Raw genomic sequence first — 25,614 nt, forward strand, 5'->3', positions numbered from 1 at the left:
CTAACTCTTAACTCCTAACTCCTAACTCGTAACTCAGAACTTAAGAATATGGCCAATCTAAAAGCAATACGCGATCGCATTCAGTCGGTCAAAAACACCAAAAAAATCACAGAAGCCATGCGCCTCGTAGCGGCAGCTAGAGTGCGTCGGGCGCAAGAACAAGTGCTAGCGACTCGCCCCTTTGCCGATCGCTTGGCACAAGTATTATATGGTTTGCAAAGCCGTCTGCGGTTTGAAGAAGCAAACCTACCACTGCTGAGAAAACGGGAAGTTAAGTCAGTCGGGCTATTGGTAATTTCAGGCGATCGCGGTCTATGCGGCGGCTACAATAATAACGTTATCCGTCGTGCAGAAAACCGCGCCAAGGAAATTAAGGCAGAAGGTTTAAACTATCAATTTGTGTTAGTTGGACGCAAAGCAACCCAGTACTTTCAACGCCGCGATCAGCCCATTGATGCTACTTACAGCGGCTTAGAGCAAATCCCTACCGCAGCAGAAGCGAATCAGATTGCCGACCAACTACTTTCCTTGTTCCTTTCCGAAGAAGTAGACCGCATCGAATTAATCTACACCAGATTCCTTTCCTTAGTTAGCTCCCGTCCTGTGGTGCAAACCTTACTACCCCTCGATCCGCAAGGTCTAGAAGCAGCCGATGATGAAATTTTCCGCTTGACAACCCGTGGCGGTAAATTTGAAGTCGAACGCGAGAAAGTGGCTAGCCAAGTCCGCGCGTTGGCTCCTGACATGATTTTCGAGCAAGATCCAGTGCAGATTCTCGATTCTCTGTTGCCCCTGTATCTCAGTAACCAGCTATTGCGAGCGCTGCAAGAATCGGCGGCTAGTGAACTAGCAGCCCGGATGACAGCCATGAGTAATGCCAGCGAGAATGCCGGTGAACTGATTAACACCCTCACGCTGTCTTACAACAAAGCCCGACAAGCTGCAATTACCCAAGAACTCCTAGAGGTTGTTGGTGGTGCTGAAGCACTAACTTAGAAAAATACTTGTTGTGGATCGCGGCAAATAGCCAATTGCTAGTTGTTTCAAAATTAGCAATTGGCTATTTTCAGTAATGGGAGCCATATATCCTAACTTTCATAATTGCGAATTACGAATTACGAATTACGAATTAAAAATCGTGTACTATAATTGAAATATGAAGCGCATGGGTCCGTCACGGTTTCGACAGGTTGGCGAACGCTGCTCTGTGATTCAGGTCGAGAGTGAGTCTCCTCTCGGAAATCAAAGGCTCAAACAAAAAGTAAATGCGAATAACATCGTTAAATTTGCTCGTCGGGAAGCTCTAGTAGCTGCCTAAACACCTCTTATAGGTTCGAGCGTCTTTAGTTTGACTCCGTTAAGGACTGAAGACCAAACCCCAACGGATGCTCTAGTAAGCGTTCTCTGGTTGGCTTGCTAGCTAAGATTAAATCAGAGCATCCTACGTTCGGGATAATGAACGATTCCCGCCTTGAGGGTCAGAAAGGCTAAACCTGTGAATGAGCGGGGGGTCAATACCCAATTTGGACAGCAGTTCGACTCTGCTCGGATCCACTGAGAATAAATAACAAGTCCACCAAACAGTTTAATGTTTAGGTGGATTTTGTTTATAAGAAGAATTCGACTGTTATTTACTTCTGTCATCCCCTCAGAGTCTAACTTACAGAAATGTTAAGAAATATCCGGGTAATTGATAGTTTATAAGGGGAGGGTTAGGGTGGGGTAAAACCTTGCTTAATCAGCTATTTCAGACTTGTGTGTACACCGTAGCCGATGGGCGAGAGGGACAGACTTGAATGAAAGTTAGACAGGGAGAGCTTTGTCGAACTCAGGTTAATTATTCTGTTCTTGGGGTTGTTTGCGTGCGTTTCCAAACCTCCTTCCCCTTTTTTTAAGTACGCGTCGTAATCTATCTGCGCTCAAGTTGACTTGACGCTCAGATGCCAGTTTATTTGCTAATTGTTTAGAGTTATAAGTCTCTGACTCTTGAGCTAAACAATTTTCTAGATAAGCTAAGTCTGATTCCGAATATCGGGGTTTTCCTCCTCGTCCAGGAGCATCCCACAAACCTGCTAAACCCATCTTTTCCCAGCGATGAAGAGTTTGACGCACTGTTGAAATCGCCCAGTTCAAGCCTTTAGCAATTTGCTCATTTTTTAAGCCGCGAGTATTAAGCAGTAAAACTTGAGCGCGATCCTTGGTACGTTGAGGAACATCTTTGGCTTTTCTTAACTCTTCTAAAGTCAGCTTTTGTTCGTCAGTTAGAAAGACTTTTAATCGGCATCCCATAAACAATAACCTTTTACACTGTCAATTTTTGGCATTTTTTTATGTCTATTCACGCCTATATACTTACAGGACTTACGTATTTAATAGCACGCTATAAAAGCTGAACTATAAGCATTAAGGATGTCGGCGTTTAAAAGGCTGCTACGCGATAAGTATTGGCTTGAGAACGCGTAATCATTGTTTGCAATTTATCATCAAGAATGGATTTTTATAAAAAGTTAGGTACATCATAAATGACACCATTAAGCTGGATAAACAAATTTTTTAGAATAGCCAAAAACTACAGCTTTTGGCTATGACAATAAGAATTTATTCGTGTTGGCTTGATTAATGTTTCAAGCCCATAATAAAGGACTGTATCATTAAATTTATTAGATCGTTCGTATAGTTACGGAGATTTATCGAAACTTTAAAAATGATTTTTACGCTAGTTTACATTTGAATGAACCGGAAAAGGTATAGAAAAGCTATACAAGCCTAGTTCCTTTTTCTCCTACTCGGATTTAGAAATTTGCCTTGGTTATCTCCATACAAATATTTGTTTTCTCAACTTTACATAAAGTTTATATTTGCCATGAGAATATTTTGGTTGAGACAAAAATTTATTAGATAGCCATTAGGAAAAACACTGCTAACAGATTATTCGATGCGGGATGGAAACGGAAGTTTATCTTACTTTTCCTACTTTTCCCACCATTCCTACTTTTCCTACTTTTCCTACTTAATAATAGAGGATATTCAAAAAAAGTAACTTTTGATGAGCGACATCTCAATCTATTCTCTTAATATCTCTATTTTGCGATATATCAATATTTTATAGCACAATTAAAAAATATATTTGTGATTTCGCCCTCATCCCCTAACCCCGAATCCCATCATATGGGATTCGGGGCAATACTGCTCGAATAAGACCAAAAACCTTGTGTAGAGACGCGAAATTTCGCGTCTCTACAGGTGTAAAACACTATCGAAAAATCCAAAAACCGAGCAGTATTGGGATTCGGGGAACTAGAATTATGTCTCCCCCCAGCGCCTCTCCCATATGACGGGAGAGGCGCTGGGGATGAGGGAAAAGATTTCAACCAAAATTGGGATGCTCCCATTTCTTTAGTATTCATACGTCATCAAAAAAAAATACAATAAAAGTTCTGGGTATGTTCTTCTAAATTTTTAATAGAATAAACACAAATCTTTTTGAATTAGGATAAAATGAAAGAAATAGCAAAATCAAATACTCAGTAAAATCTGAAGAATAAATTAATAATTAGTATATTTTTTGAGTCATAATTTTTGCTAAAAAACAGCAATAATTGATACAAGTTAAATTTTTGAAAAACTGATATTCATTACAACTTAAACAAAAAATAATAGGGACAATGGAGGCAGAAGAAAAACCTGTTAATTTGCGCTCGGAGACGAATAATGGTAGCGATGTCTACGACCGGCAAGGCCAACGCAGAGAACGTTCAACATCGGCTAACTATACAAACTGTAGAAATTGCCCCTAACACAACGGCGATTCGCTCTCTTGATTGGGACCGCGATCGCTTCGATATCGAATTCGGACTGCAAAACGGCACAACCTACAATTCATATCTAATTAGGGGTGAACAAACAGTTTTGATTGATACTTCTCACCAGAAGTTTCGCGATCTGTATTTAGAGACTCTAAAAGGTCTTGTCAACCCCAAAACAATTGATTACATAATTGTCAGCCACACAGAGCCAGACCATAGCGGCTTAGTAGAAGATGTCCTGCAATTAGCTCCTAGAGCTACCGTCTTAGCTTCAAAAGTTGCGCTTCAGTTTTTAGAAGGCTTAGTCCACGATCCATTTTCTAAGCGAGTTGTCAAAACTGGCGATCGCATAGATATAGGTAAGGGACACGAAATGGAATTCGTGAGTGCGCCTAACCTGCACTGGCCGGATACAATCTTTAGCTTTGACCACAAAACCCAAATTCTCTATACCTGTGATGCTTTTGGGATGCACTTCTGTGACGATCGCACCTTCGACGAAGATTTAGAAGCGATCGAAGCTGACTTTAGATTTTACTACGACTGCTTAATGGGCCCTAACGCTCGTTCGCTGCTGAATGCAATGAAGCGGATGGGCGATCTTGGGAAGATTAATATTATCGCCAACGGTCACGGTCCATTATTATACCACCATTTAGATGTTCTAACCGGGTGCTACGAAAATTGGAGTCAAAAACAAGCTAAAGCAGAAACCACCGTCGGCTTGTTTTTTGTCTCAGATTACGGGTATGGCGAACGTCTTGGTCACGCAATTGCCGAAGGTATATTGAAAACTGGCATTGGCGTAGAAGTACTCGATCTGAGTACTGCTGAGAGCCAAGAAATTCAAGAACTAGCCGGCAGAGCATCTGGCATAATTATTGGTATGCCCCCGACTACCTCCGCCGCTGCCCAAGCTAGTATCAGTTCGGTGCTAGCTGTCGCCAAAAACAAGCAATTAATTGGGCTGTTTGAATGTTACGGTGGGGATGATGAACCCATTGATACAGTCCGCAGACAATTTCTCAACTCTGGCATCAAAGAAGCTTTCCCACCGATTCGGATAAAAGAAGCTCCCACCGGCTCAACATTCCAGTTGTGTGAAGAAGCGGGTAAAGACATCGGACAATTGCTGGTGCGCGATCGCAACATCAAGCAAATCAAGTCCCTCGATGTCAACATGGAAAAGGCATTGGGTCGGATTAGTAGTGGACTATATATAGTCACAACTAAAAAAGATAATGTCTCAAGTGCAATGCTGGCATCTTGGGTAACGCAAGCGAGTTTGCAACCCTTAGGATTGACAATTGCCGTTGCGAAAGACCGCGCCATTGATTCCTTAATGCAAGTAGGCGATCGCTTCGTCCTCAACGTTTTGGAAGAAGGCAATTATCAAGAACTCAAGAAACACTTCCTCAAGCGCTTGCATCCTGGTGCTGACCGCTTTGCTGGGGTGAAAACTCAAACCGCGAAAAACGGTTCCCCAATTCTAACTGATGCTCTGGCATACATGGAATGTGAAATCCAGAGCAGCATGGAATGCAGCGACCACTGGATTTTATATTGCACCGTCCAAGAAGGTCGTGTCTCCAAAAACGATGGATTGACAGCTGTTCGCCATCGCAAAGTAGGTAATTATTACTAAGAAAGAGGGGGAATGGGGAGTAGGGAGTAGGGAGTAGGGAATAAAGACGCGGGGGAGCTTATGAGCAGAGGAGAACTTGTACAAGTCTTTGCCCGTTCCCTATTTCCCATTCCCCATTCCCCATTCCCCATTTCCCATTCCCCGTTCCCCATTTCCCATTCCCTATTCACCAACAGCTATGACCAATTCCAAGCCACGCGACGTACAAGTTTTACCAATTGCTACAAATACTAAGGCGATTAGAGCACGTAGTTGGTCACGTCTGCGGTTTGAAATTGAATATGCACTTGAAAGAGGTACTACCTCCAATTGCTATTTAATTGAAGCTGATAAAACCGCACTTATCGATCCACCGCCAGAAAGCTTTACCGAAATTTATTTAGAGGCATTGCGGCAGACTTTAGATTTGCAAAGTTTGGATTATATAATCTTGGGTCATTTTAGTCCGAATCGAGTTGCAACCCTCAAAGCAATTTTAGAACTGGCACCACAGGTAACTTTTGTCTGTTCTCTTCCCGGTGCGAACAATTTGCGTGCAGCTTTCTTAGATCAGGATTTGAAAGTCTTGGTGATGCGGGGGAAAGAAACTCTGGATTTAGGCAAGGGTCATGTTTTAAAATTCTTACCCACTCCCAGTCCGCGTTGGCCGGAAGGACTTTGTAGCTACGATCAGCAAACCCAAATTCTCTACACAGATAAGTTATTTGCAACTCATCTCTGTGGTGATGAAGCATTTGATGATAACTGGGAAGCGCTTAAAGAAGACCAGCGTTACTACTTTAACTGCCTGATGGCTCCCCAAATTCCTCATGTGCAAGCAGCTTTGGAGAAAATATCGGATTTGCAGGTGAGAATGTATGCTGTGGGTCACGGGCCTTTGGTACGCACCGGCTTAATTGAACTTACCAAAGCTTATGCAGAGTGGAGTCGTTCTCACAACGATCGCGAGATTTCTGTTGCCTTACTTTATGCTTCAGCTTACGGGAATACGGCGACTTTAGCACAAGCGATCGCTCTGGGACTAACTAAAGGTGGAGTTGCAGTCAAATCGATTAACTGCGAATTTGCTACCCCTGATGAAATTCGCATCAACCTAGCACAGTCAGAGGGTTTTATCATTGGTTCTCCTACCATCGGTGGTCATGCACCAACTCCCATTCATACTGCTTTAGGGATTGTGCTATCAAGCGGTGACAATAGCAAACTCGCTGGGGTTTTTGGTTCCTACGGCTGGAGTGGCGAAGCCTTTGACTTGATTGAAGGTAAACTCCGGGATGCTGGATATCGCTTTGGTTTTGACACCCTGAAGGTGAAGTTTAAACCTGATGATGTCACTCTCAAGTTTTGTGAAGAACTAGGTACAGACTTTGCCCAAGCACTGAAAAAGGCTAAAAAGGTACGCGTACCACAACAAGCCGCTACTCCAGTAGAACAGGCTGTTGGTCGGATCGTTGGTTCTGTCTGCGTGGTGACAGCGAAACTTGGAGAAGTGTCTACGGCAATGTTAGGCGCTTGGGTTTCTCAAGCTACCTTCAACCCACCTGGACTTACAGTTGCGATCGCCAAAGACCGAGCGATCGAATCTTTGATGTATCCCGGCGGAAAGTTTGCCTTAAATATTCTACCTGAAGGCAATCATCAAGATTACATGAAGCATTTCCGTAAATCTTTCGCCCCTGGGGAAGACCGATTTGCCAACTTTAGTACAGCAGTTGCAGATAACGGTTGTACTGTCCTCACTGACGCATTAGCATATTTGGAATGCTCAGTCAACCAACGTCTGGAATGTGGCGACCATTGGGTTGTGTATGCAAGTGTGGATGAAGGTAAATTACTCAAGCCTGATGCGGTTACTGCCATTAACCATCGCAAAACCGGCACTCATTATTAGTTAGATAGTGAGAAATTTAACTTAACGGAACGCTTTAGCTTAAATATCGCTAAGGCGTTTTATGACAAAAATTCTCTTTTTTCTTGTGGGATGGACATCTTGTCCGTCCCATTTTTTTTGTCAAAATGCAGAGTACACCCCAGGGAATTTTAGTTATCTACTAAGCTACCTATCTTTAGACAGATGTTTGAGCTTTTTAAGTTTTAGATTACAGCAAATATACCCTTGTGTTACAAAAACATCTATTGTTTTAAAGAGACTCCGACAATACTCTGGTAAATTTCTGAAATGAGGAACCACAGGCTAGGAAATGTGTGGAGTGCGATCGCAATAAAGCAGATGACGGAAACGCTGTTGTTGACGTATTCCCTAGTTTACGTCCAAGAGTAAGAGCATCATACCCTGCGGCGAAATTATCACCGACCGAACACCAGAGTTATCAAGGAGTCAAAACCAAGTGAATTCCAATGACAAACATTAAACCATCTCTAGAAATCAACGCTTCTCGCCAGTTTACTGCTTGGCTATATGAGCAAAACCTGAGTTTGTCCTTCACTACCTATCAAGCGGGGAAGTTATTCTTCATCGGCTTGCAACCAAACGGCAAATTATCTGTATTTGAACGTAGCTTTGAGCGGTGCATGGGGTTGTATGCCAATGACAGCAGCCTCTACATGAGTTCTCTGTACCAACTGTGGCGATTTGAAAACATTATCCAACCCGGACAAAACCACCAAGGCTACGATGCTCTTTATTTGCCTCAGATGAGTTATGTGACGGGAGATTTGGATATTCACGACATCGCTTTGAGTAGAGCAGAAAGAACAATTTATTCACCACAAAAAATAGTATTTGTCAATAGTTTATTTAGTTGTTTAGCAACAGTCAGCGAAACCCACAGTTTCGTTCCCCTATGGCAACCAACCTTTATCAGCAAGCTAGCGGCGGAAGATAGATGTCACCTGAATGGGTTGGCAATGCAGCAAGGAAAACCTAAATACGTCACCGTTGTCAGCCAGTCAGATGTAGCAGAAGGCTGGCGGGAGCATCGGGTAAATGGCGGCTGTGTCATTGACGTAGAAAGCAATGAAATCGTGTTGCAGGGGCTGTCTATGCCCCACTCGCCGCGCTGGCATCAGGAAAAACTCTGGCTGCTCAACTCAGGCGCGGGCGAGTTTGGCTTTGCCGATTTAAAGCGGGGAGTGTTTGAGCCAGTTGCCTTCTGTCCCGGATATCTGCGCGGTTGTGCATTTTATGGCGACTTTGCAGTAGTAGGAATTTCTCAACCCAGGCATAACAAGACCTTTAGCGGCTTGCCCCTAGACGAGAAATTGCACCAGAAAAACGTTGAGCCTCGCTGTGGGTTACTAGTGATTGACCTGAGAAGCGGCGATATTGTCCATTCCCTGCGAATGGAGGGAGTAGTGCTGGAATTATACGACGTGGTAGCACTTTTGGGGGTACGTCGTCCAATGGCGCTCGGATTTCGCAGCGACGAAATTCGGCGGGTAGTAACGGTGGGAGCGGATCAAAATTTATAATTTTAGAGGAATGATGAAATCTTGGCAACGCTGACTGGCATTAGTACCCCAACACTCAGTGCCGCTAATTTTACTATTATCTAAATATTAAGGGAAGCAAGACTTTGCTCCCCTTAAAAACCAATAATTACTATAGAAACAGCCTTCTCCTCAAATTAGCTATAAATTCCCAGTTAGTAACAGAAATCACAAGTCTTCTGCAAGCTATAATTCGACACCTCAATGCCACACTACCCGATTTCTTAACAGGCTACCGAGTTAAGATTCTGAAGAATAATGCGATCGCTTCCAAAAATCTTTGTAACAGATGAATTGACTATAACTCCCTACAAATCTACGCCCTTACCAACGCTGTACGAGGAATGTTGTGAAATGGTATGACTTGTCACGGGCTGGGGAATCAGAAAAATGGTGTGTGCAATTTCAGTATTAAAGCGGAAACAACATAAACTCACTTGCTGGAATTCCGCAATTGCCACCAGGACAATTGCAAAAACGCAGTGTAGCCTTTAACTAGAAAAACAGCATCAGGCAATAGTTAGACAAAATGCCAACTATCACCCCTAAACTTTTATAATATTTGTTGTTCTTATGACTCCAAAACACACCAAAATTCAATTTCCCCTTTGGCACTATCTGAACCAGCCTTTATTTAGTGACGATACTAATTTAGTATTGAATCCCCAACGCTTTGCATTGATCTGGCGTCTTCGACTTCTAGAACGCTGCTGGGCTAAAGAATGTGATGCTAAAGGACCTCAACAGCATTAGATATTTCAAAAGGTGTAAAATTAAGCCTCGTCTACAGAACGAGGCTTTTTGCCATCAAGTAAAGCGCTGACAGTCATATCTCCCATAACATTAATCGCAGTGCGGCAGCGATCCAGAAACCAATCTACAGTAACTAGCAAAGCAATGTATTGAGTAGGTAAGCCTACAGAAGTAAACACCAGTGTCATCGTTACCAGTCCAGCATTAGGAATATTTGCCGCACCTACAGATGCAAAAATCGAGGTAAGAATGACAATTAACTGCTGTCCCAGACTCAGATGTTGCCCAATTAGTTGGGAAATATACAACGCAGACATTGCTTCATAGAGGGCAGTACCATCATTATTGAAATTTGCCCCTACTAATGACCCCAAGGCAGCAGAAGATTCTCTTAAACCGACTTTTGTTTGCAAAACCTCGAAGGTTATGGGCATTGCCGCCGCAGAGGAAGAAGTTGAGAAAGCTGTCAAAAATGCATCAGAACCGCCAGCGAGAAATTTTAGCGGGTGTACCCAAGAACCAAATTTTACTCTGGTGAGGTAGTAGCAGGCTTGCAATAAGAGTGCTAACAGCACCGCCACAATAAATGCACCCAAAGATTTAAACGGGGCAAAGCCTTGCATAGCAATAGTTTTAGCTACAATCCCAAAGACTGCGAACGGCACTAAGGCGATTACCCAGTTCAGGATGCGCACTACCGCTTCAAACAAAATCCCGATGACATCCTCAATGGGCTGGTATCCGTTCTTGCTTTGAGCGATTTGTTCAGATTTTAATGCCCGCAGAACAATGCCAAAACTCAGGGCAATCACAATTAGTTGAATGACATTATTATCAACTAATGGCTTCAGGACAGCTTCGGGTACAGCATCTTTGAGTATTCCCCAAGGATCAAGACTCTGAGTAGTTATTTTTGGAGTTGTTGAGGTGGCTACATTGCCCCAAGTACCGGGACGCAGCACATTTGCGACGAAAAGCCCGATTAAAATAGCTACAGTAGTGTTAGTTAAAAGTAGCACTGCTAACCGCCGTCCGGCTGTACCAGGGATATTCGTAGTCATTAAGGTGTGCAGCACCGCTACCAAAATCAGGGGCGTAGCTAGGGCGCGGAGAGCCTTTAGCACCAATTCAGCCGGAATTGCTAAATTGTTGATTAAGGTGGCATTGCTGGGATTGGGATTCCCCGCACCAAGGGCAATTCCAACGCTGACTGCGGCTACTAGGGCGATGAGAATTTGCAATGTGAGAGGGATACGCTGCCACCAAGGGCTAGCTTTGGTTTCAGACGAAGTAGTACTCTCTTTTTGAATCATTAGTTAGATGCTGATTAACTGCTGTAACTATTAAAACAACACTTATGACAGTGATAATTTCGGAAAAATAACAGCTTTAATTTTAGGTAAAAACTGTTAATCTAAGATTCCGTTGCTTTGCAAAATCTAGCTCGAAAGGGTAGACCACAAGGTAGGCCCCTAGAGATATCTTGGCTTGTGGTTGGAGATGCTTATGTCCTTTGTCCCTTTACATATTCACAGTGACTACAGTTTACTCGATGGGGCAAGTCAGCTACCTGAGTTGGTGGATCAAGCGATCGCACTGGGAATGAAAGCGATCGCCCTTACCGATCATGGTGTCATGTATGGAGCCGTCGAACTGATCAAAATCTGCCGTAGTCAAAATATTAAGCCGATAATCGGCAATGAAATGTATATCATTAACGGCGATATCGAAAAACAAGAACGCCGTCCCAAATATCATCAAGTCGTTTTAGCTAAAAATACTAAAGGTTACAAAAATTTAGTCAAATTAACTACTATTTCTCACCTCAAAGGTGTTCAAGGTAAAGGAATTTTTTCTCGTCCTTGTATTAATAAAGATTTACTAAAACAATATCATGAAGGCTTGATTGTTACCAGCGCTTGCTTAGGTGGAGAAATTCCCCAAGCAATTCTCAGTAATAGACCAGATGCAGCCCGAAAAGTTGCTCAGTGGTATAAAGATGTATTTGGTGATGACTATTATCTAGAAATTCAAGACCACGGTTCCCAAGAAGACCGGATTGTAAATGTTGAAATTGTCAAAATTGCGCGGGAACTAGGGATTAAAATTGTTGCTACTAATGATTCGCATTTTATCTCTTGTTTTGATGTTGAAGCTCACGACGCTTTGCTATGTATCCAAACTGGCAAATTAATTATTGAAGATAAGCGGATGCGTTATAGCGGCACAGAGTATCTCAAATCTGGTGAGGAGATGCGGCAGCTATTTCGTGACCATTTACCGGATGATGTGATTGCTGAAGCGATCGCTACTACTGAAGAAGTCGCTGATAAAGTCGAGCCTTACCACATCATGGGTGAGCCTCAGATTCCTACACCCCCAATTCCTTCCGGTCATACTGCTGACACTTACGCCGAAGATGTTGCATGGAGTGGACTTTTAGAGCGCTTAAATCGCAAATCTCGTCAGGAAGTCGATTCCGTCTATAAAGAAAGATTGGAATACGAACTAAAAATGATTCAGCAGATGGGTTTTTCCAAATACTTTTTAGTTGTATGGGACTACATCAAATTTGCTAGAGATAATAATATTCCTGTGGGGCCAGGTCGGGGTTCGGCGGCTGGTTCATTAGTTGCTTATGCGATGCGAATTACCAACATTGACCCTGTGCATCATGGGCTACTATTTGAGCGCTTTTTGAACCCAGAACGTAAATCCATGCCTGATATTGATACAGATTTCTGTATTGAACAAAGAGATAAAGTTATTGAATATGTAACTGATAAATATGGTGCAGATAGAGTTGCCCAAATTATTACTTTTAACCGCCTAACTTCTAAAGCAGTTTTGAAAGATGTCGCCAGAGTATTAAATATTCCCTACGGGGAAGCTGACAAAATGGCGAAATTAATTCCTGTAGTGCGCGGGAAACCAACGAAACTCAAGGTGATGATTTCCGATCAAACCCCAGAACCAGAGTTTAAAGAGAAATATGATAAAGAACCCCATGTTCGCCATTGGCTTGATATGGCGATGCGAATTGAAGGAACTAACAAAACTTTTGGTGTTCATGCAGCAGGTGTGGTAATTTCTGCCGATCCACTTGATGAAATTGTGCCGCTACAAAAGAATAATGATGGTTCTGTAATTACCCAATATTTCATGGAAGACCTGGAATCACTGGGTTTATTGAAAATGGATTTTCTGGGTTTGCGGAACCTGACGCTGATTCAAAAGACCGTTGATTTGATTCAAGAAACGAGAGGATATCGGGTTGATCCTGATGAAATTCCCCGCCAGGAAAGAAAAGCGCAGAAGATATTAGCTAAAGGTGAACATAGCACTCTGCCAAAAGATGTACAAAAAACTTATGAATTATTAGAAGCAGGTGAATTAGAAGGAATATTTCAATTAGAATCTTCTGGGATGCGTCAGATAGTACGAGATTTGAAGCCTTCTAATATAGAAGACATTTCTTCGATTTTGGCACTTTATCGACCGGGGCCATTAGATGCGGGGCTAATCCCTAAATTTATTAACCGCAAACATGGTCGAGAAAACATTGATTATCAACACACTATTTTAGAACCAATATTAGACGAAACCTATGGAATTATGGTCTATCAAGAGCAAATCATGAAAATTGCTCAAGATATGGCGGGATATTCTTTAGGACAAGCTGACTTGCTGCGTCGGGCGATGGGTAAAAAGAAAGTTTCTGAGATGCAAAAGCAACGAGAAAAATTCGTGGATGGCGCAGCGAAAAACGGTGTTCAGAAAAAAGTTGCGGATGAATTATTTGAGCAAATGTTAAAGTTTGCTGAATATTGTTTAAGCTATGACACGGAAATATTGACAGTAGAATATGGATTCTTGCCGATTGGAAAAATTGTAGAAAAATGTATTGAGTGTAATGTGTACAGCGTTGATAATAATGGAAATATTTACACGCAACCTGTAGCGCAGTGGCACGCTCGCGGACAACAAGAGGTATTTGAGTATTGTTTGGAAGATGGTTCATTGATTCGGGCAACAAAAGAACATAAGTTTATGACTGTTGATGGTCAAATGTTGCCAATTGATGAAATATTTGAACGCGAATTAAATTTGATGCGGGTTGAGGATTTGCCGAATTGAGAGGAGGGGCAGTGAGATTTGGGCATTCTCTGCTTGCTATACAAATGAGAGCTAGAGGATTTTTAGAAGTTGATAGTGAGGTTAAATCACCATGTATAGACCAACCCCTTTTCAAGAAGATAATGTTGATAAATTGATCGGCTTTATGAGAGCCAATAGTTTCGCTACTTTGGTATCGATTATAGACGGTGTACCTTATGCTTCACATGTTCCTCTTGTCATTGCAATGCAAGGGGATGCTGTTAAATTAATTGGTCATCTGGCAAAGCATAATCCTCAATCGCAAGCCCTTGGCGCTGAGTTACTTGTTATTTTCACCGGAGCGCACGCTTACATTTCTCCTACCTTGTATGAAAAGCATGAGAGCGTACCGACGTGGAACTATATTGCTGTTCACGCGTATGGTATTCCCAAAGTCATCATGCTCAATGACTCCCCAGAATCAATGAACCAAATGATAAACGAGATGATAGACACCTACGAAGCTGACTACAAATCGCATTGGCACGGTTTATCTGACGGATTTCGTGAAGGTCTGATGAATGGCATTGTAGGATTTGAAATAACTGTTACACGCTTGGAAGGTAAGTACAAACTTAGTCAAAACCGCAGCCAAATTGAGCAGCACAATGTGTCAAGTACACTACTACAAAGTTCAGATCCGGCTGCTCGTGCCGTCGATGCCGAGATGAAACAAAACCTTGAAGCGAATGAGGATACAGTACGATGAAAACTCACAGCTTGGCAAAGGTATTGATAAAGAGGACGATATGTATATAGCTGAGTGTCCCGAATTTGGTACGGTTGATCAGGGAGAGACAATCGAACAAGCAATTGCTAGCTTGAGACAGGCAACCCAGCTTTACTTAGAGGAATTTCCTTTATCAGAAACATCTCTAAGGTATAGATTCAAGAAAATTTTAACAAGGGACTTCCAAGAAATAAATTTCCTAAATGAAACGAACCTTATTAGACACAGAGAACACAGAGGAATGAGGAGGAGAGAGTTTTTTCGTCAGTTTTTTGGGTATTTTTTATTTGGAAGTCCCCAATGGAAGCGCATTTTTGCTGCATATTATACCTATAGGCTAGAAGCATAAGGTTACACTTGGTGACATGATCAAAGGAGGTCATATTTTTCTGTTGTCTTATGAAAATATTGGTGCTGAATGCCGGATCGAGTACCCAAAAGAGTTGTCTGTATGAAATTGCAGATGAGTCTTTCTCCACCCAAGCAGCCCAACCCATTTGGGAAGGGAAAATTAACTGGACTCAAGATCGCGGTGTGGCAGAAATTGAAGTAAAAACTGCTACTGGTGCAACGCTGCAAGAATCAATCTCCGGTGATTCCCCACAGGCACACCTCACTTATATGCTTCATACACTTAGCGATGGTGCTACCAAAGTAATTGATCGGTTGTCAGAAATCAATGTGGTAGGGCATCGGATAGTACATGGTGGAGAGCATTATCGAGATACTGCGGTAATTACAGAGGAGGTAAAAAAGGCGATCGCTCGTCTATCTAACCTCGCTCCAGCCCATAATCCAGTTGCTGTGGAAGGCATAGAAGCAATTGAAGAAATCTTAAAAGATGTCACCCAAATAGCAGTATTTGATACCGGATTTCATGCCACTCTACCTGATGCAGCAGCAATCTATCCCGGACCTTATGAGTGGGTAGAACAAGGTATCCGTCGCTACGGGTTTCATGGTATCAGTCATCAATACTGTTCTCAACGTGCTGCCCAAATTCTCGGTCAAGATGTTCCCCCTGAGCGGTTAATTACCTGTCATCTGGGCAATGGCTGCTCTTTGGCGGCAATAAAAAACGGCCGCAGTATTGATACCACAATGGGATTCACGCCCTTAGAAGGATTGATGATGGGTAGTCGTTCTGGTTCGATTGATCCAGGGATTCTGATGTATCTGTTGCGTTACTGCAATTACTCCGTCGAAAAATTGGATGATATCTTAAATAAAGCTTCTGGATTAAAGGGAATTTCGGGTGTATCTAGCGATATGCGGGAAGTGAGAGAAGCGAGCGCTCAAGGTAATTCCCGCGCTCAACTGGCCTGGGATATCTACGTACATCGCCTACGTTCTGGTATCGGTGCAATGCTCACCAGTTTGGGCGGATTAGATGCTTTAGTGTTCACAGCAGGTGTGGGTGAACATTCCCCAGATATTCGCCAAGCCGCCTGTGAAGCCTTTGGTTTTTTGGGATTAAAAATAGACCTTGAAAAAAATCAGCAGCAGCCTGTCGATGAGGATATTGCCACATCCGATTCAGCAGTCCGTGTATTAGTTATTCATACTCAAGAAGATTGGGCGATCGCCGGACAATGTTGGCAGTTATTAAATAATTCGTAATACTTCTACTTACCTCAGTACAAGTTCGTATAGGATTGCTATACAATGAGTTACTTATGCCTGGGAAGACAAGAAAAATATGTTGTTGTCGCCTAAAACCATTGCTACACCTTTTATAATTTGTGTGTGTATTTTAGGAGTTGGCTTGATTCAATTTCCCCAATTAAAAAAACTGATAAATAGCAAAAAATCTGCTTCTTTAGAAACTTTAAATAAAGAGATAAAATCAGAAAGTATTCGTCTTAATTTTCTCAAAAAAACGCCTACTTTTGGTTATAATAATTTAATTGCAGATTTGGTATATCTCAATTTTTTACAATATTTCGGAGATGATGAAATTCGGGATAAAACAGGTTATAGTTTAAGTCCAGAATATTTTGAAATTATTCTAGAACGTGACCCGCGATTTTTAGCAGCATATCGCAGTCTTTCTATCAGTACTTCATTGTATGCTGCAATGCCAGAACGTGCGATCGCATTATCAGAGAAAGGCTTAAAATCACTGTCTCCCTCAGTTCCCGAAAAGTCTTATTACGTCTGGCGTTATAAAGGAGTTGATGAGTTATTATTTTTAGGCAACGCTAAAGCTGCCGAACAATCTTTTGCAACGGCGGCAAACTGGGCTAGTAAATTTTCAGATTCAGAGAGTCAGGCAATCGCTCATACTTCCCAAAAAACTGCTGAATTTCTGAGTCGAAACCCCAACAGCAAATATGCTCAAATTGCTACCTGGGTAATAGTTTTAAATAATCACCTTGATCAAAGGGCTCAAAAACGCGCAATTACGGAAATTGAAGCTTTAGGAGGAAAAGTAATCACAACTCCTGAAGGTAATCATAAAATTGTATTTCCCCCTAAAGATTAAATTATTATTCATAACGGGTTCGTGCAAGTGTAGTAGCGAATTATATTCGTCTAATTGTTTTCAAGTTTCTCATACATGATTATATCTCTTGCGCAAATGCAAAATTTGCTCTCATCCCCCAACCCCGAATCCCAATATTGGGATTCGGGGAGCCAATTTCAAAGTCCCTCTCCCACCTTGGGAGAGGGATTTAGGGTGAACAAGTCATCACTATTCAATGGAATTGTAGCGACAAATCATGTTGTGAAAAATAATATTTATTGGTATGACGGTAAATTAATTCACTCTCAAACTCTAGAATTAAACATTAACGATCCGGGTTTAATTTATGGGGCAACTGTTTTTACAACATTGCGGGTTTATCAGAACTCGCTAGATAGTAATTTAACTAATTGGCAAGCACATTGCGATCGCTTACTTTTCTCAGTACAATCTTTTAGTTGGCAACAACCAGATTGGAACCGTCTACGTCAAGGCGCTCAAATTATCCTCACCCACTTCCCCGTTCTCAGAATTACCCTCTTTCCCGATGGACGGGAGTGGATAACTGGCAGATTATTACCACAAGACTTGACAGAAAAACAAAATAATGGTATAATTTGCGCTGTTGCCAGTTCGGAATTTTATCGCTCTCTCCCCTCTCATAAAACTGGAAACTATTTGAGTGCTTGGTTGGCAAAAACTGGTGTAAATGCTCAAGAAGCAATATTAGTTGATGCTCAAGGAAATTGGCTAGAAACCAGCACAGGCAACCTTTGGGGATGGTGCGATCGCAGTTGGTACACGCCACCAATAAAAGCCGGAATTTTGCCGGGAATTGTGCGATCGCAACTTTTAAACTGGTTGCAAAATCACCAGATGGCAATGCGCGAAGAACCTTGGAGCGTCGAGTTAGTTCAGAGGTTTGAAGCGATCGCTTACACTAATAGTGTGGTAGAAATTATTCCCATTCATACCGTTCATCAGCCTTCAGGGTCGCTACAATATAATCCCTACCATCATAGTTTTCAGCTAATAAGGGAGCTTTTTTAGCATGACAGCCACGCCAAATTTGTTATATCTTAAGATAAGTTAACATAATTCTTAATAATCACCTTTGCGATCAGAGACGCTAGGCGATCGGGCAAAAAATACTGGAGGATAGACCTTAGTGAATAAAAGATGGAGAAATGCAGGGCTGTACGCGCTGCTGTTTATTGTCGTCATTGCGCTGGGAACAGCATTTTTTGACAAACAACCCCAAAGCAGAGAGACATGGCGATATAGTCGCTTTATTCAAGAAGTTCAACAAGGTAGAGTAGAAAAAGTCAGTTTGAGTGCAGATCGCTCCACAGCACTGGTTACACCCAAATATGACCCGGCTAAACGGATTGTGACCTTAGTCAACGATCCAGACTTGATCAATACTTTGACTTCTAAAGGCGTTGATATTTCTGTATTGCCCCAAACCGATGAAGGATTTTGGTTTAAGGCACTGAGCAGCTTATTTTTTCCTGTATTGCTTTTGGTTGGTTTATTTTTCTTGCTACGTCGCGCTCAAAGTGGCCCAGGCAGCCAAGCGATGAACTTTGGCAAATCCAAAGCTAGAGTGCAAATGGAACCACAAACTCAGGTAACATTTGGCGATGTTGCTGGTATTGACCAAGCCAAGTTGGAATTAAACGAAGTTGTAGACTTTCTGAAAAACGCCGATCGCTTTACCGCCGTTGGTGCAAAAATTCCTAAAGGTGTACTCTTAGTTGGCCCTCCTGGTACAGGTAAAACCCTCCTAGCTCGTGCCGTAGCTGGTGAAGCAGGTGTACCCTTCTTCTCAATCTCTGGTTCAGAATTTGTCGAAATGTTCGTAGGTGTGGGTGCATCCCGCGTCCGCGATTTATTTGAACAAGCTAAGACCAATGCTCCTTGTATCGTCTTCATCGATGAAATTGACGCCGTAGGTCGTCAACGGGGTGCCGGTTTAGGTGGTGGTAACGATGAGCGGGAACAAACCCTCAACCAGTTGCTCACAGAAATGGACGGCTTTGAAGGTAATACTGGCATCATTATTATTGCCGCTACCAACCGTCCTGATGTCCTAGATGCAGCCCTATTGCGTCCTGGTCGCTTTGACCGTCAAGTTGTGGTAGACCGTCCCGACTATGCCGGACGCAGCGAAATCCTCAAGGTACACGCCCGTGGTAAGACCTTAGCCAAAGATGTGGACTTGGATAAAATTGCTCGTCGTACCCCTGGATTTACTGGCGCAGATTTATCCAACCTGTTGAATGAAGCCGCAATTCTAGCAGCCCGCCGAAATTTGACTGAAATTTCGATGGATGAAATCAACGATGCAATCGACCGCGTATTAGCTGGGCCAGAGAAGAAAGACCGAGTAATGAGCGAAAAGCGCAAAACCTTGGTAGCATATCACGAAGCTGGTCACGCCTTAGTTGGTGCTTTAATGCCAGACTACGACCCTGTGCAGAAGATTAGCATCATCCCTCGCGGTCGTGCAGGTGGTTTAACTTGGTTTACCCCCAGCGAAGACCGGATGGACACAGGTTTATACAGCCGCGCTTATCTGGAAAATCAGATGGCTGTGGCTTTGGGTGGTCGAATTGCTGAAGAATTAATCTTTGGTGAAGAAGAAGTTACCACTGGTGCTTCTAATGACTTGCAACAAGTAGCACGGGTTGCGCGTCAGATGATCACTCGATTTGGGATGAGCGATCGCTTAGGCCCAGTCGCCCTTGGTCGTCAACAAGGTAACATGTTCCTCGGACGAGATATCATGTCAGAGCGTGATTTCTCTGAAGAAACCGCCGCCGCCATCGATGAAGAAGTCCGTAAACTTGTGGATGTAGCCTATACCCGCGCTAAAGAAGTGTTGCTACGTAACCGCCACATTTTAGATCAGATAGCGCAAATGTTGGTTGATAAAGAAACGGTAGACGCTGAAGAGTTGCAAGAAATTCTGTCGAATAACGATGTGACAACTGCTGCGTTTGCCTAATTTAATCAGGAGTTAGGAGTTAAAAACAATTCCTAACGCTTAAGTTTTAAAATTAGGGGTAATTCTGGGATTTTCCAGAATTGCCCCAATTTTTTTATAATAACGGGAAAAGTCAGATTGAGCGATCGCGTACTTTGACCAACATGGCAGTCGAGGTGCGTTTACTCAGGTAAAATTTGCACAACTATTTGGTGGAGTGTCACTAACCAATAACAATTTTTATGTGATTGCTTAATCGTGATCAGCGGGTCATGATTTTAGCCAGACAAAAATCAGAAATTCTGCAAATGCGAGGTACTTTTATCGCCATGTCGCATTCAATTTACTGGGGTAAGGCATCATTGATTATCCAACCCCAAAAACGCTGAAGACGAATAGCGGTGGTGTCAAGTTTCTCTTGCGGGTGATCTACAGCCGAAAAGTGGTACTCATCTTCAAAATAATGCACATTGCTACAAAGTAGCTGATGACTCCTCAACGGACTCAATCAGTTGCCGATCTTAAACTCTAGATGTCGGTTTCAAAAATAGCCACGCCACAAAGAAGGTAGCTGCTGTGAATATTTGCGTTAAATCCAAAGCAGATAAATAGCCGTCCGCAAATGAAGCAATACTGCGATCGGTAATGCCGAATACCCAGGATGACAATCCAAACAGCCAGATTCCATTCTTGAGATTTCCAACGAATTCCTTAGAGTCTGATGGTTCTTTGTCTTTCATGATCTTCTGTTCTATTGGTGAAAGATTTGATGATTGATGCGAAATATCTGCCATTAAGAATTTTTTTTGACTCCTGACGCTGAATTTACACTTCCTATTCATAATATTAATAAATATTTCACCTACTTGACTTCATTGCCCAAAGGTACATCTCCTAATGATGACATTCTTCGTTTGGTTCTGTCACCTGCGATAGACGGCAATGTGTTGAGTTATCAGCTTTACAACGTCAGGTTTGAATACTGAAATTACATAATCTTTAAATAACTATATGAAGATTTATTGATATTTTATTTTAAATCCTCCATAGGATAGATGCTTTATGCAGAGCGGAACATGTTCTTACGTCCCCCACTTCTCCACCAGTGGCTCAAGTATTGATTAAAGCATGGTCAAACTGGTTGCGGTAAGAAAGTAAGCATTCATAGCAAGCTTGGACACAGCTATCTTTAGGTTCTTTGAAATGACAAATATCTAAAGCTGCATCGACTATTTTCTGAAAAACATTACTGTTTTCTAAGGGTAAAATTCAAAAACTCTCCTGCTACTTTTCATCAGTAGCCGACTCTTTCTTTTTTAACCAATCTCTCATCGCCTCCTCCAAAGCCGCTTGGTTGCGGAAGAAGACACTCTCCGTCAACTGTGGGAACTTATGGCTGAAAAAAATACACCACTTATCAATGAATTGTTGCTACAGGTAGCATTGCACCCAGAATTTGAAACGTGGCTAGAAGAAGGCAAAATACCTACTGAATTACTCAAAAAACTAAAGCTCAGAAACAAAATGCGCCAAACTCCTTTGCTGAATCAAAGTTAGGGCAATATGTAGATAGATTATTAGCAGATGCAATTATTGCGATCGCCAAAAACTACCAAGCAGACAGCGTAGTTATCCCACAACTTTGCGATATGCGTGAGCAAATCAGTAGCGAAATTCAATCCAGAGCAGAAAAGAAATGTCCTGGTTACAAGGAAGCTCAAAAAAAATATGCCAACGAATATCGTATAAGCATTCATCGCTGGAGTTAGGGTCGATTAATTGAGAGTATTAAATCCCAAGCTGCAAAAGTCGGATAAATTGACCCTAAAAAATAGCCTAATCAACACTAATTTGCGAAAAACGACACTAATTTGCAAATGTAGATTAAAGCGGGCGATGGGACTCGAACCCACGACGTTCACCATGGGAAGGTGACATTCTACCACTGAATTACACCCGCGAATTGCTGCCATAATCTTAGGACTAAAATCAATAATAACACTATTTACATCTGTTTTAAATTAGACTAGAACATACACTGTTTTAGCAACTGCTGATGCATTAGTCCTGTGGCTGTTAAAATTGGAAAATCCTTTTAGCTGATGACAGCACTGAATACCATAATTTAACTAAAGAACAATGTCTTCACCTCGCTCGGTGAAGCGAACCTTTTTAATATTCCATTGGGCATTACTTGTTAGGGTTTTGCGGAGGCTGCCAAACAGAGCAAACTGTTCACAACTAGAAAGAGAAGCAATTTGTCGCTTTGAATCAGGGGATATTCGCAAATCAATTGTAGCAATGCCATTTTTAATGTTGACACGATACCCAGACAAGCTAAAGTCGCTTGTATCTCGTTTTTCTAAAATTTTACTCACTACATTTGTCACTGACGCCTCATCTGGTACTGAAACCTTTTCTGGAATGAGTTCTTGACATTGGGTATCACTTGTATATAGCGTGACGTTGCTAGTTCTGGTAGTGGCAGCTTTAGTAGTTGATGAGGAAGGCGTATTTTCCTTAAGAAATTCTTGATTAGGAGATTTTTCTCTTAATTGAGCTACGCTAGGAATTTGGCTGGGAGTCTGAGATGATGTCCTATTCGTCGGTGTTGTGGTAGGGGATGGCGTTCCACTGTCAATATTAGGAGCGGTGGGGTTAGAACTACAACTGCTGAGGCTGACAACAATTGTCACAAAAATAAGGGGTAAAAAATATCTGTTGGTTGTGCTCATATTTTGCTCACAAGTGATGTTGCTGCTATCAACTTCAGTGTAGCTGGTATCAATTCCACATATATTTGTTAATACTGAGCCAGTTTCTAAAGTGTCAACCCGAAATCTGTTAAAGTAGAGCGTTATACTATACACCGAAATTACAACATCTGCTGTTCAAGCATCGATGTTTAACAACAAGCCGGCGTCTACGCCAATCTCAAAAAGCTTGACCAGAAGAAACAGAGGTACAGGAAACAAAAGTATACTGATCTTTGGTTAAATTAATGTAGTGTATTTATCTAAAAATAGCTGTAAGAAAGTAAATTACTAGTTTTCACTACTTTTCTGCTTGGTCAACTGCTGTACTAATAATTGCACTCCCAAAGCCAACAAACCAATTGCTACTATACCAAATATCCCGCTTCCTAAAGCAACTACACCAACAACCAGAGTCCTAACAGCAGAAGAAATCTTAATTACCAATGGATTAATTGAATGGAGAGGTTTAGTAGCAAAATTTGTAGCAATCGCAATCATCAGGGAATACATTGCATATCCCATTCCTCCAGAAATAACCGCCCCAGTTAAACAGCGTAAAGGAGTCGCACTCGCCTGTATTTTAGTATCCCTTTGTGGCATTAAATTTTGGTCACTCATACGATTTTAGATTTTAGATTTGGGATTGCGGTATTAGGAATAATTCTTGTCTATCCCCTATGCTTCATTAACAAAAAAAATTATTTAAACAGACGATGCCACTTTAATACCATGTGTGATTGTCCGAGTTACAAACAATTCTAAGTCCTTATCAAGAATTGCTTCTCTTACTTGCAGCTTAACTTGTTCTGCCTGCTGTTGAGACTCAAAAAGAGCAAATACTGTTGGCCCAGAGCCAGACATCATTGTTCCTAAAACGCCTTCTTGATTTGCAAACATTTCTCGCAGTTGCAGGACTTGGGGATAGGCTGGCAATACCACACGCTCTAAATCATTGTGCAGTTTTTGGGCAATTTCTCCCGCATCTTTATCCACAACAGCTTTTACCATTCCTCCTGAATGAACTGCATTAGCACGCGCTGCCAAGTTGTCGCCATCTTTAATATAAGAATCACCAAACTGCTCTCGATAGTTTTTGTATGCCCAAGGCGTGGAAACTTCCAGACTGCGGTATTTTGCCAACACTATATAAATATTATCTAAACTCGGCAGGGGAGAAAGTTGATCGCCTCTACCTGTTGCGATCGCAGTTCCACCCGCTACACAAAACGGGACATCTGAACCAAGTGTACCTCCCAACTCCTCTAATTCGGACTGAGTTAATCCCAACTTCCACAGTAAATCTATCCCCACCAACACGGCGGCTGCATTCGTTGAACCCCCAGCCAACCCAGCAGCGATAGGAATCTGCTTGTTGACGGTAATTTCCACGCCTCCATATTTAGCAAAAGCTTCAGGAAATTGCTTCACCATTAATTCTGCTGCGCGGTATGCCAGATTACTTTTATGTGTCGGTACTTGTGGGTGGTTGCAGTAAACACGGATGCTGTCAGTGCTGATAGAACGGACATCAACTTGGTCTGCAAGACCAATACTTTGAAGTATCATGGCTAACTCGTGATACCCATCGGGGCGATTACCAATGATTTCCAGATACAAGTTAACTTTGGCAGGGGCAATTAGACTGTAAGAATACATTTTCTGGGAATGGGGAATGGGGAATGAGGAATGGGGAATAGGGAATGGGAAAAAATTTGCCTTGTCTCCACTCCCTACTCCCTACTCACCACTCCCAACTTATTTGCTAAAATTACCCATTGCTGAACGCCGAGGTCTTCGGCTCTAGCTTGGGGATTTATTTTTAATTGTTCCAGTAAGTGGGTCAGGCGATCGCGTTCTATAACAGATTGCAAATTATTTCGTAACATTTTGCGCTTGGCACTAAACCCCAATTTTAATAGATTCTCTAACTGTCGGGGATTAAGCGCTGGTATTTCTATTTTTCGGGGACGCAATCGTACCACAGCTGAATCAACTTTTGGCGGTGGGTGGAATGCGGCTGCTGGAACTGTGCAGATTAACTCACAATCAGCCAAATACTGTACCCGCACGCTCAACGCCCCAAAGGTTTTTGATCCTGGTTTAGCATATAACCTTTCTGCGACTTCTTTTTGTACCAACAACACTATAGAGTCAAATTGTTCGGGGTTGGGGTTAGCGATCGTACCCAGCAGTTTCTCAATTATTGGGCCAGTAATGTTGTAGGGAATATTGGCTACTACCTTATTTGGCTTTTGGAAATTGGGAAAGGCCTCCAGATAAGATGGTAAATCTAGAGTGAGAAAATCACCTTGCAGCAGTAAAAAAGTTTCAGTCTTACCAAGCTGCTTTGACAACAATTGGCATAAGTCGCGGTCTATTTCAACTGCAACCAGAGATTGCACTAAGGGTAATAAACGACGAGTCAGAATGCCAGTTCCAGGTCCAATTTCCAGGACTCGATCACCTAAAGGTGATCGATCGCTTTCTATACACTCTGCTGCTTCAATAATTGCGTCGAGCGCCTTTTCACTTTTGAGCCAATGTTGAGCAAAGACCTTACGCGGTCGGATCATCTGTATTTATTGCCTAGTCTAGTTTTTAGCTTTTTCTCAAAAATTCGTTATAAATTTTGAAGTCCCTTTACAGCGCTAGACTCACTGTAACGCCTATCTTCGCTTCCAAAGGCTCCGCGAACGTAGCAGTGGCGATTGCGTAAATTTCCATACAAGCGTCACATGTATGATAGGAGTCGCAATTTTTCCCAAACTAAATTCATGATAAACAAAAACCTCCGAGCTGTGATGTGAGCTTGGAGGTATTGTTTGAATTAAAAATCCTGGCATCGAGCTATTTTTGCGTA

20 protein-coding genes, 1 tRNA gene and 1 other RNA gene are annotated in these 25,614 nt (G+C 42.2%); 14 read left to right on the forward strand and 8 right to left on the reverse strand.

The features are described from left to right. The first annotated feature begins 48 nt into the window (after positions 1-48). Positions 49-996 (forward strand): F0F1 ATP synthase subunit gamma, encoded by a 948-nt coding sequence (locus V7K32_RS22845; protein WP_334996205.1) that lies wholly within the window; start codon positions 49-51, stop codon positions 994-996. A 171-nt stretch (positions 997-1,167) separates the two neighbouring features. After that, positions 1,168-1,557: a transfer-messenger RNA gene (ssrA, locus tag V7K32_RS22850) on the forward strand. A gap of 276 nt (positions 1,558-1,833) precedes the next feature. On the opposite strand, the gene V7K32_RS22855 is transcribed toward ssrA, so the two are convergent. Beyond that, positions 1,834-2,289, reverse strand: coding sequence for a helix-turn-helix domain-containing protein (locus tag V7K32_RS22855; protein ID WP_334996207.1), 456 nt, complete (start codon positions 2,287-2,289; stop codon positions 1,834-1,836). Between the two features lie 1,422 nt (positions 2,290-3,711). Between V7K32_RS22855 and V7K32_RS22860 the strand changes: the two genes are divergently transcribed. The 4 genes from V7K32_RS22860 (at position 3,712) to V7K32_RS22875 (ending at position 9,654) form a co-directional block, all read left to right on the forward strand. Next, entirely contained in the window at positions 3,712-5,451 is a 1,740-nt protein-coding gene (locus tag V7K32_RS22860; protein WP_334996209.1) for a diflavin flavoprotein, read from the forward strand. Between the two features lie 178 nt (positions 5,452-5,629). Continuing rightward, a complete protein-coding gene (locus V7K32_RS22865) occupies positions 5,630-7,342 on the forward strand; it encodes a diflavin flavoprotein (RefSeq protein WP_334996211.1) in 1,713 nt (570 codons plus the stop codon). Positions 7,343-7,809: 467 nt separating this feature from the next. Then, a complete protein-coding gene (locus V7K32_RS22870; RefSeq protein ID WP_334996213.1) occupies positions 7,810-8,883 on the forward strand; it encodes a TIGR03032 family protein in 1,074 nt (357 codons plus the stop codon). 591 nt (positions 8,884-9,474) lie between these two features. Then, positions 9,475-9,654 carry a hypothetical protein gene (locus V7K32_RS22875; RefSeq protein WP_334996215.1) on the forward strand — a complete coding sequence of 60 codons (180 nt, stop codon included), beginning with the start codon at positions 9,475-9,477 and terminating at the stop codon, positions 9,652-9,654. A gap of 20 nt (positions 9,655-9,674) precedes the next feature. On the opposite strand, the gene V7K32_RS22880 is transcribed toward V7K32_RS22875, so the two are convergent. Then, entirely contained in the window at positions 9,675-10,967 is a 1,293-nt protein-coding gene (locus tag V7K32_RS22880) for a dicarboxylate/amino acid:cation symporter (protein ID WP_334996217.1), read from the reverse strand. A 193-nt stretch (positions 10,968-11,160) separates the two neighbouring features. On the opposite strand from V7K32_RS22880, the gene V7K32_RS22885 reads away from it, so the two are divergent. The 6 genes from V7K32_RS22885 (at position 11,161) to ftsH3 (ending at position 20,019) form a co-directional block, all read left to right on the forward strand. Beyond that, positions 11,161-13,791 (forward strand): DNA polymerase III subunit alpha, encoded by a 2,631-nt coding sequence (locus V7K32_RS22885; protein ID WP_334996219.1) that lies wholly within the window; start codon positions 11,161-11,163, stop codon positions 13,789-13,791. 91 nt (positions 13,792-13,882) lie between these two features. After that, positions 13,883-14,521, forward strand: coding sequence for an FMN-binding negative transcriptional regulator (locus tag V7K32_RS22890; protein ID WP_334996221.1), 639 nt, complete (start codon positions 13,883-13,885; stop codon positions 14,519-14,521). Positions 14,522-14,941: 420 nt separating this feature from the next. Then, positions 14,942-16,162, forward strand: coding sequence for an acetate kinase (locus V7K32_RS22895; RefSeq protein ID WP_334996224.1), 1,221 nt, complete (start codon positions 14,942-14,944; stop codon positions 16,160-16,162). Positions 16,163-16,241: 79 nt separating this feature from the next. Then, positions 16,242-17,027 (forward strand): hypothetical protein, encoded by a 786-nt coding sequence (locus V7K32_RS22900; protein ID WP_334996226.1) that lies wholly within the window; start codon positions 16,242-16,244, stop codon positions 17,025-17,027. A 255-nt stretch (positions 17,028-17,282) separates the two neighbouring features. Then, a complete protein-coding gene (locus V7K32_RS22905; RefSeq protein ID WP_334996261.1) occupies positions 17,283-18,059 on the forward strand; it encodes an aminotransferase class IV in 777 nt (258 codons plus the stop codon). Between the two features lie 118 nt (positions 18,060-18,177). Further along, positions 18,178-20,019, forward strand: coding sequence for an ATP-dependent zinc metalloprotease FtsH3 (gene ftsH3 / locus V7K32_RS22910; RefSeq protein ID WP_334880884.1), 1,842 nt, complete (start codon positions 18,178-18,180; stop codon positions 20,017-20,019). Between the two features lie 500 nt (positions 20,020-20,519). Here the strand turns inward: ftsH3 and V7K32_RS22915 are convergent, their stop codons facing one another. Beyond that, complete coding sequence (locus tag V7K32_RS22915) at positions 20,520-20,738, reverse strand: hypothetical protein (RefSeq protein ID WP_100902982.1); 219 nt, start codon at positions 20,736-20,738, stop codon at positions 20,520-20,522. Positions 20,739-20,804: 66 nt separating this feature from the next. On the opposite strand from V7K32_RS22915, the gene V7K32_RS22920 reads away from it, so the two are divergent. Together V7K32_RS22920 and V7K32_RS22925 are read left to right on the forward strand one after the other, a co-directional pair. After that, positions 20,805-20,984: a hypothetical protein gene (locus V7K32_RS22920; protein ID WP_334996228.1), complete on the forward strand. Its 180-nt coding sequence runs from the start codon at positions 20,805-20,807 to the stop codon at positions 20,982-20,984. Between the two features lie 406 nt (positions 20,985-21,390). After that, a complete protein-coding gene (locus V7K32_RS22925; protein ID WP_334996230.1) occupies positions 21,391-21,555 on the forward strand; it encodes a hypothetical protein in 165 nt (54 codons plus the stop codon). A 331-nt stretch (positions 21,556-21,886) separates the two neighbouring features. On the opposite strand, the gene V7K32_RS22930 is transcribed toward V7K32_RS22925, so the two are convergent. The 5 genes from V7K32_RS22930 to rsmA all read right to left on the reverse strand — a co-directional run bounded on the left by V7K32_RS22930 (position 21,887) and on the right by rsmA (position 25,327). Continuing rightward, positions 21,887-21,958: transfer RNA gene (locus tag V7K32_RS22930), tRNA-Gly, on the reverse strand. Positions 21,959-22,127: 169 nt separating this feature from the next. Further along, positions 22,128-22,733: a sporulation/spore germination protein gene (locus V7K32_RS22935; RefSeq protein WP_334996232.1), complete on the reverse strand. Its 606-nt coding sequence runs from the start codon at positions 22,731-22,733 to the stop codon at positions 22,128-22,130. A gap of 309 nt (positions 22,734-23,042) precedes the next feature. Then, complete coding sequence (locus tag V7K32_RS22940) at positions 23,043-23,372, reverse strand: DUF3082 domain-containing protein (RefSeq protein WP_334996234.1); 330 nt, start codon at positions 23,370-23,372, stop codon at positions 23,043-23,045. 84 nt (positions 23,373-23,456) lie between these two features. After that, positions 23,457-24,410 carry a 4-(cytidine 5'-diphospho)-2-C-methyl-D-erythritol kinase gene (gene ispE / locus V7K32_RS22945; protein WP_334996236.1) on the reverse strand — a complete coding sequence of 318 codons (954 nt, stop codon included), beginning with the start codon at positions 24,408-24,410 and terminating at the stop codon, positions 23,457-23,459. Between the two features lie 74 nt (positions 24,411-24,484). Continuing rightward, a complete protein-coding gene (gene rsmA / locus V7K32_RS22950; RefSeq protein WP_334996238.1) occupies positions 24,485-25,327 on the reverse strand; it encodes a 16S rRNA (adenine(1518)-N(6)/adenine(1519)-N(6))-dimethyltransferase RsmA in 843 nt (280 codons plus the stop codon). Positions 25,328-25,614 lie beyond the last annotated feature (287 nt).

It is taken from the genome of Nostoc sp. (genome assembly GCF_036917635.1).
Classification (GTDB): domain Bacteria; phylum Cyanobacteriota; class Cyanobacteriia; order Cyanobacteriales; family Nostocaceae; genus Nostoc.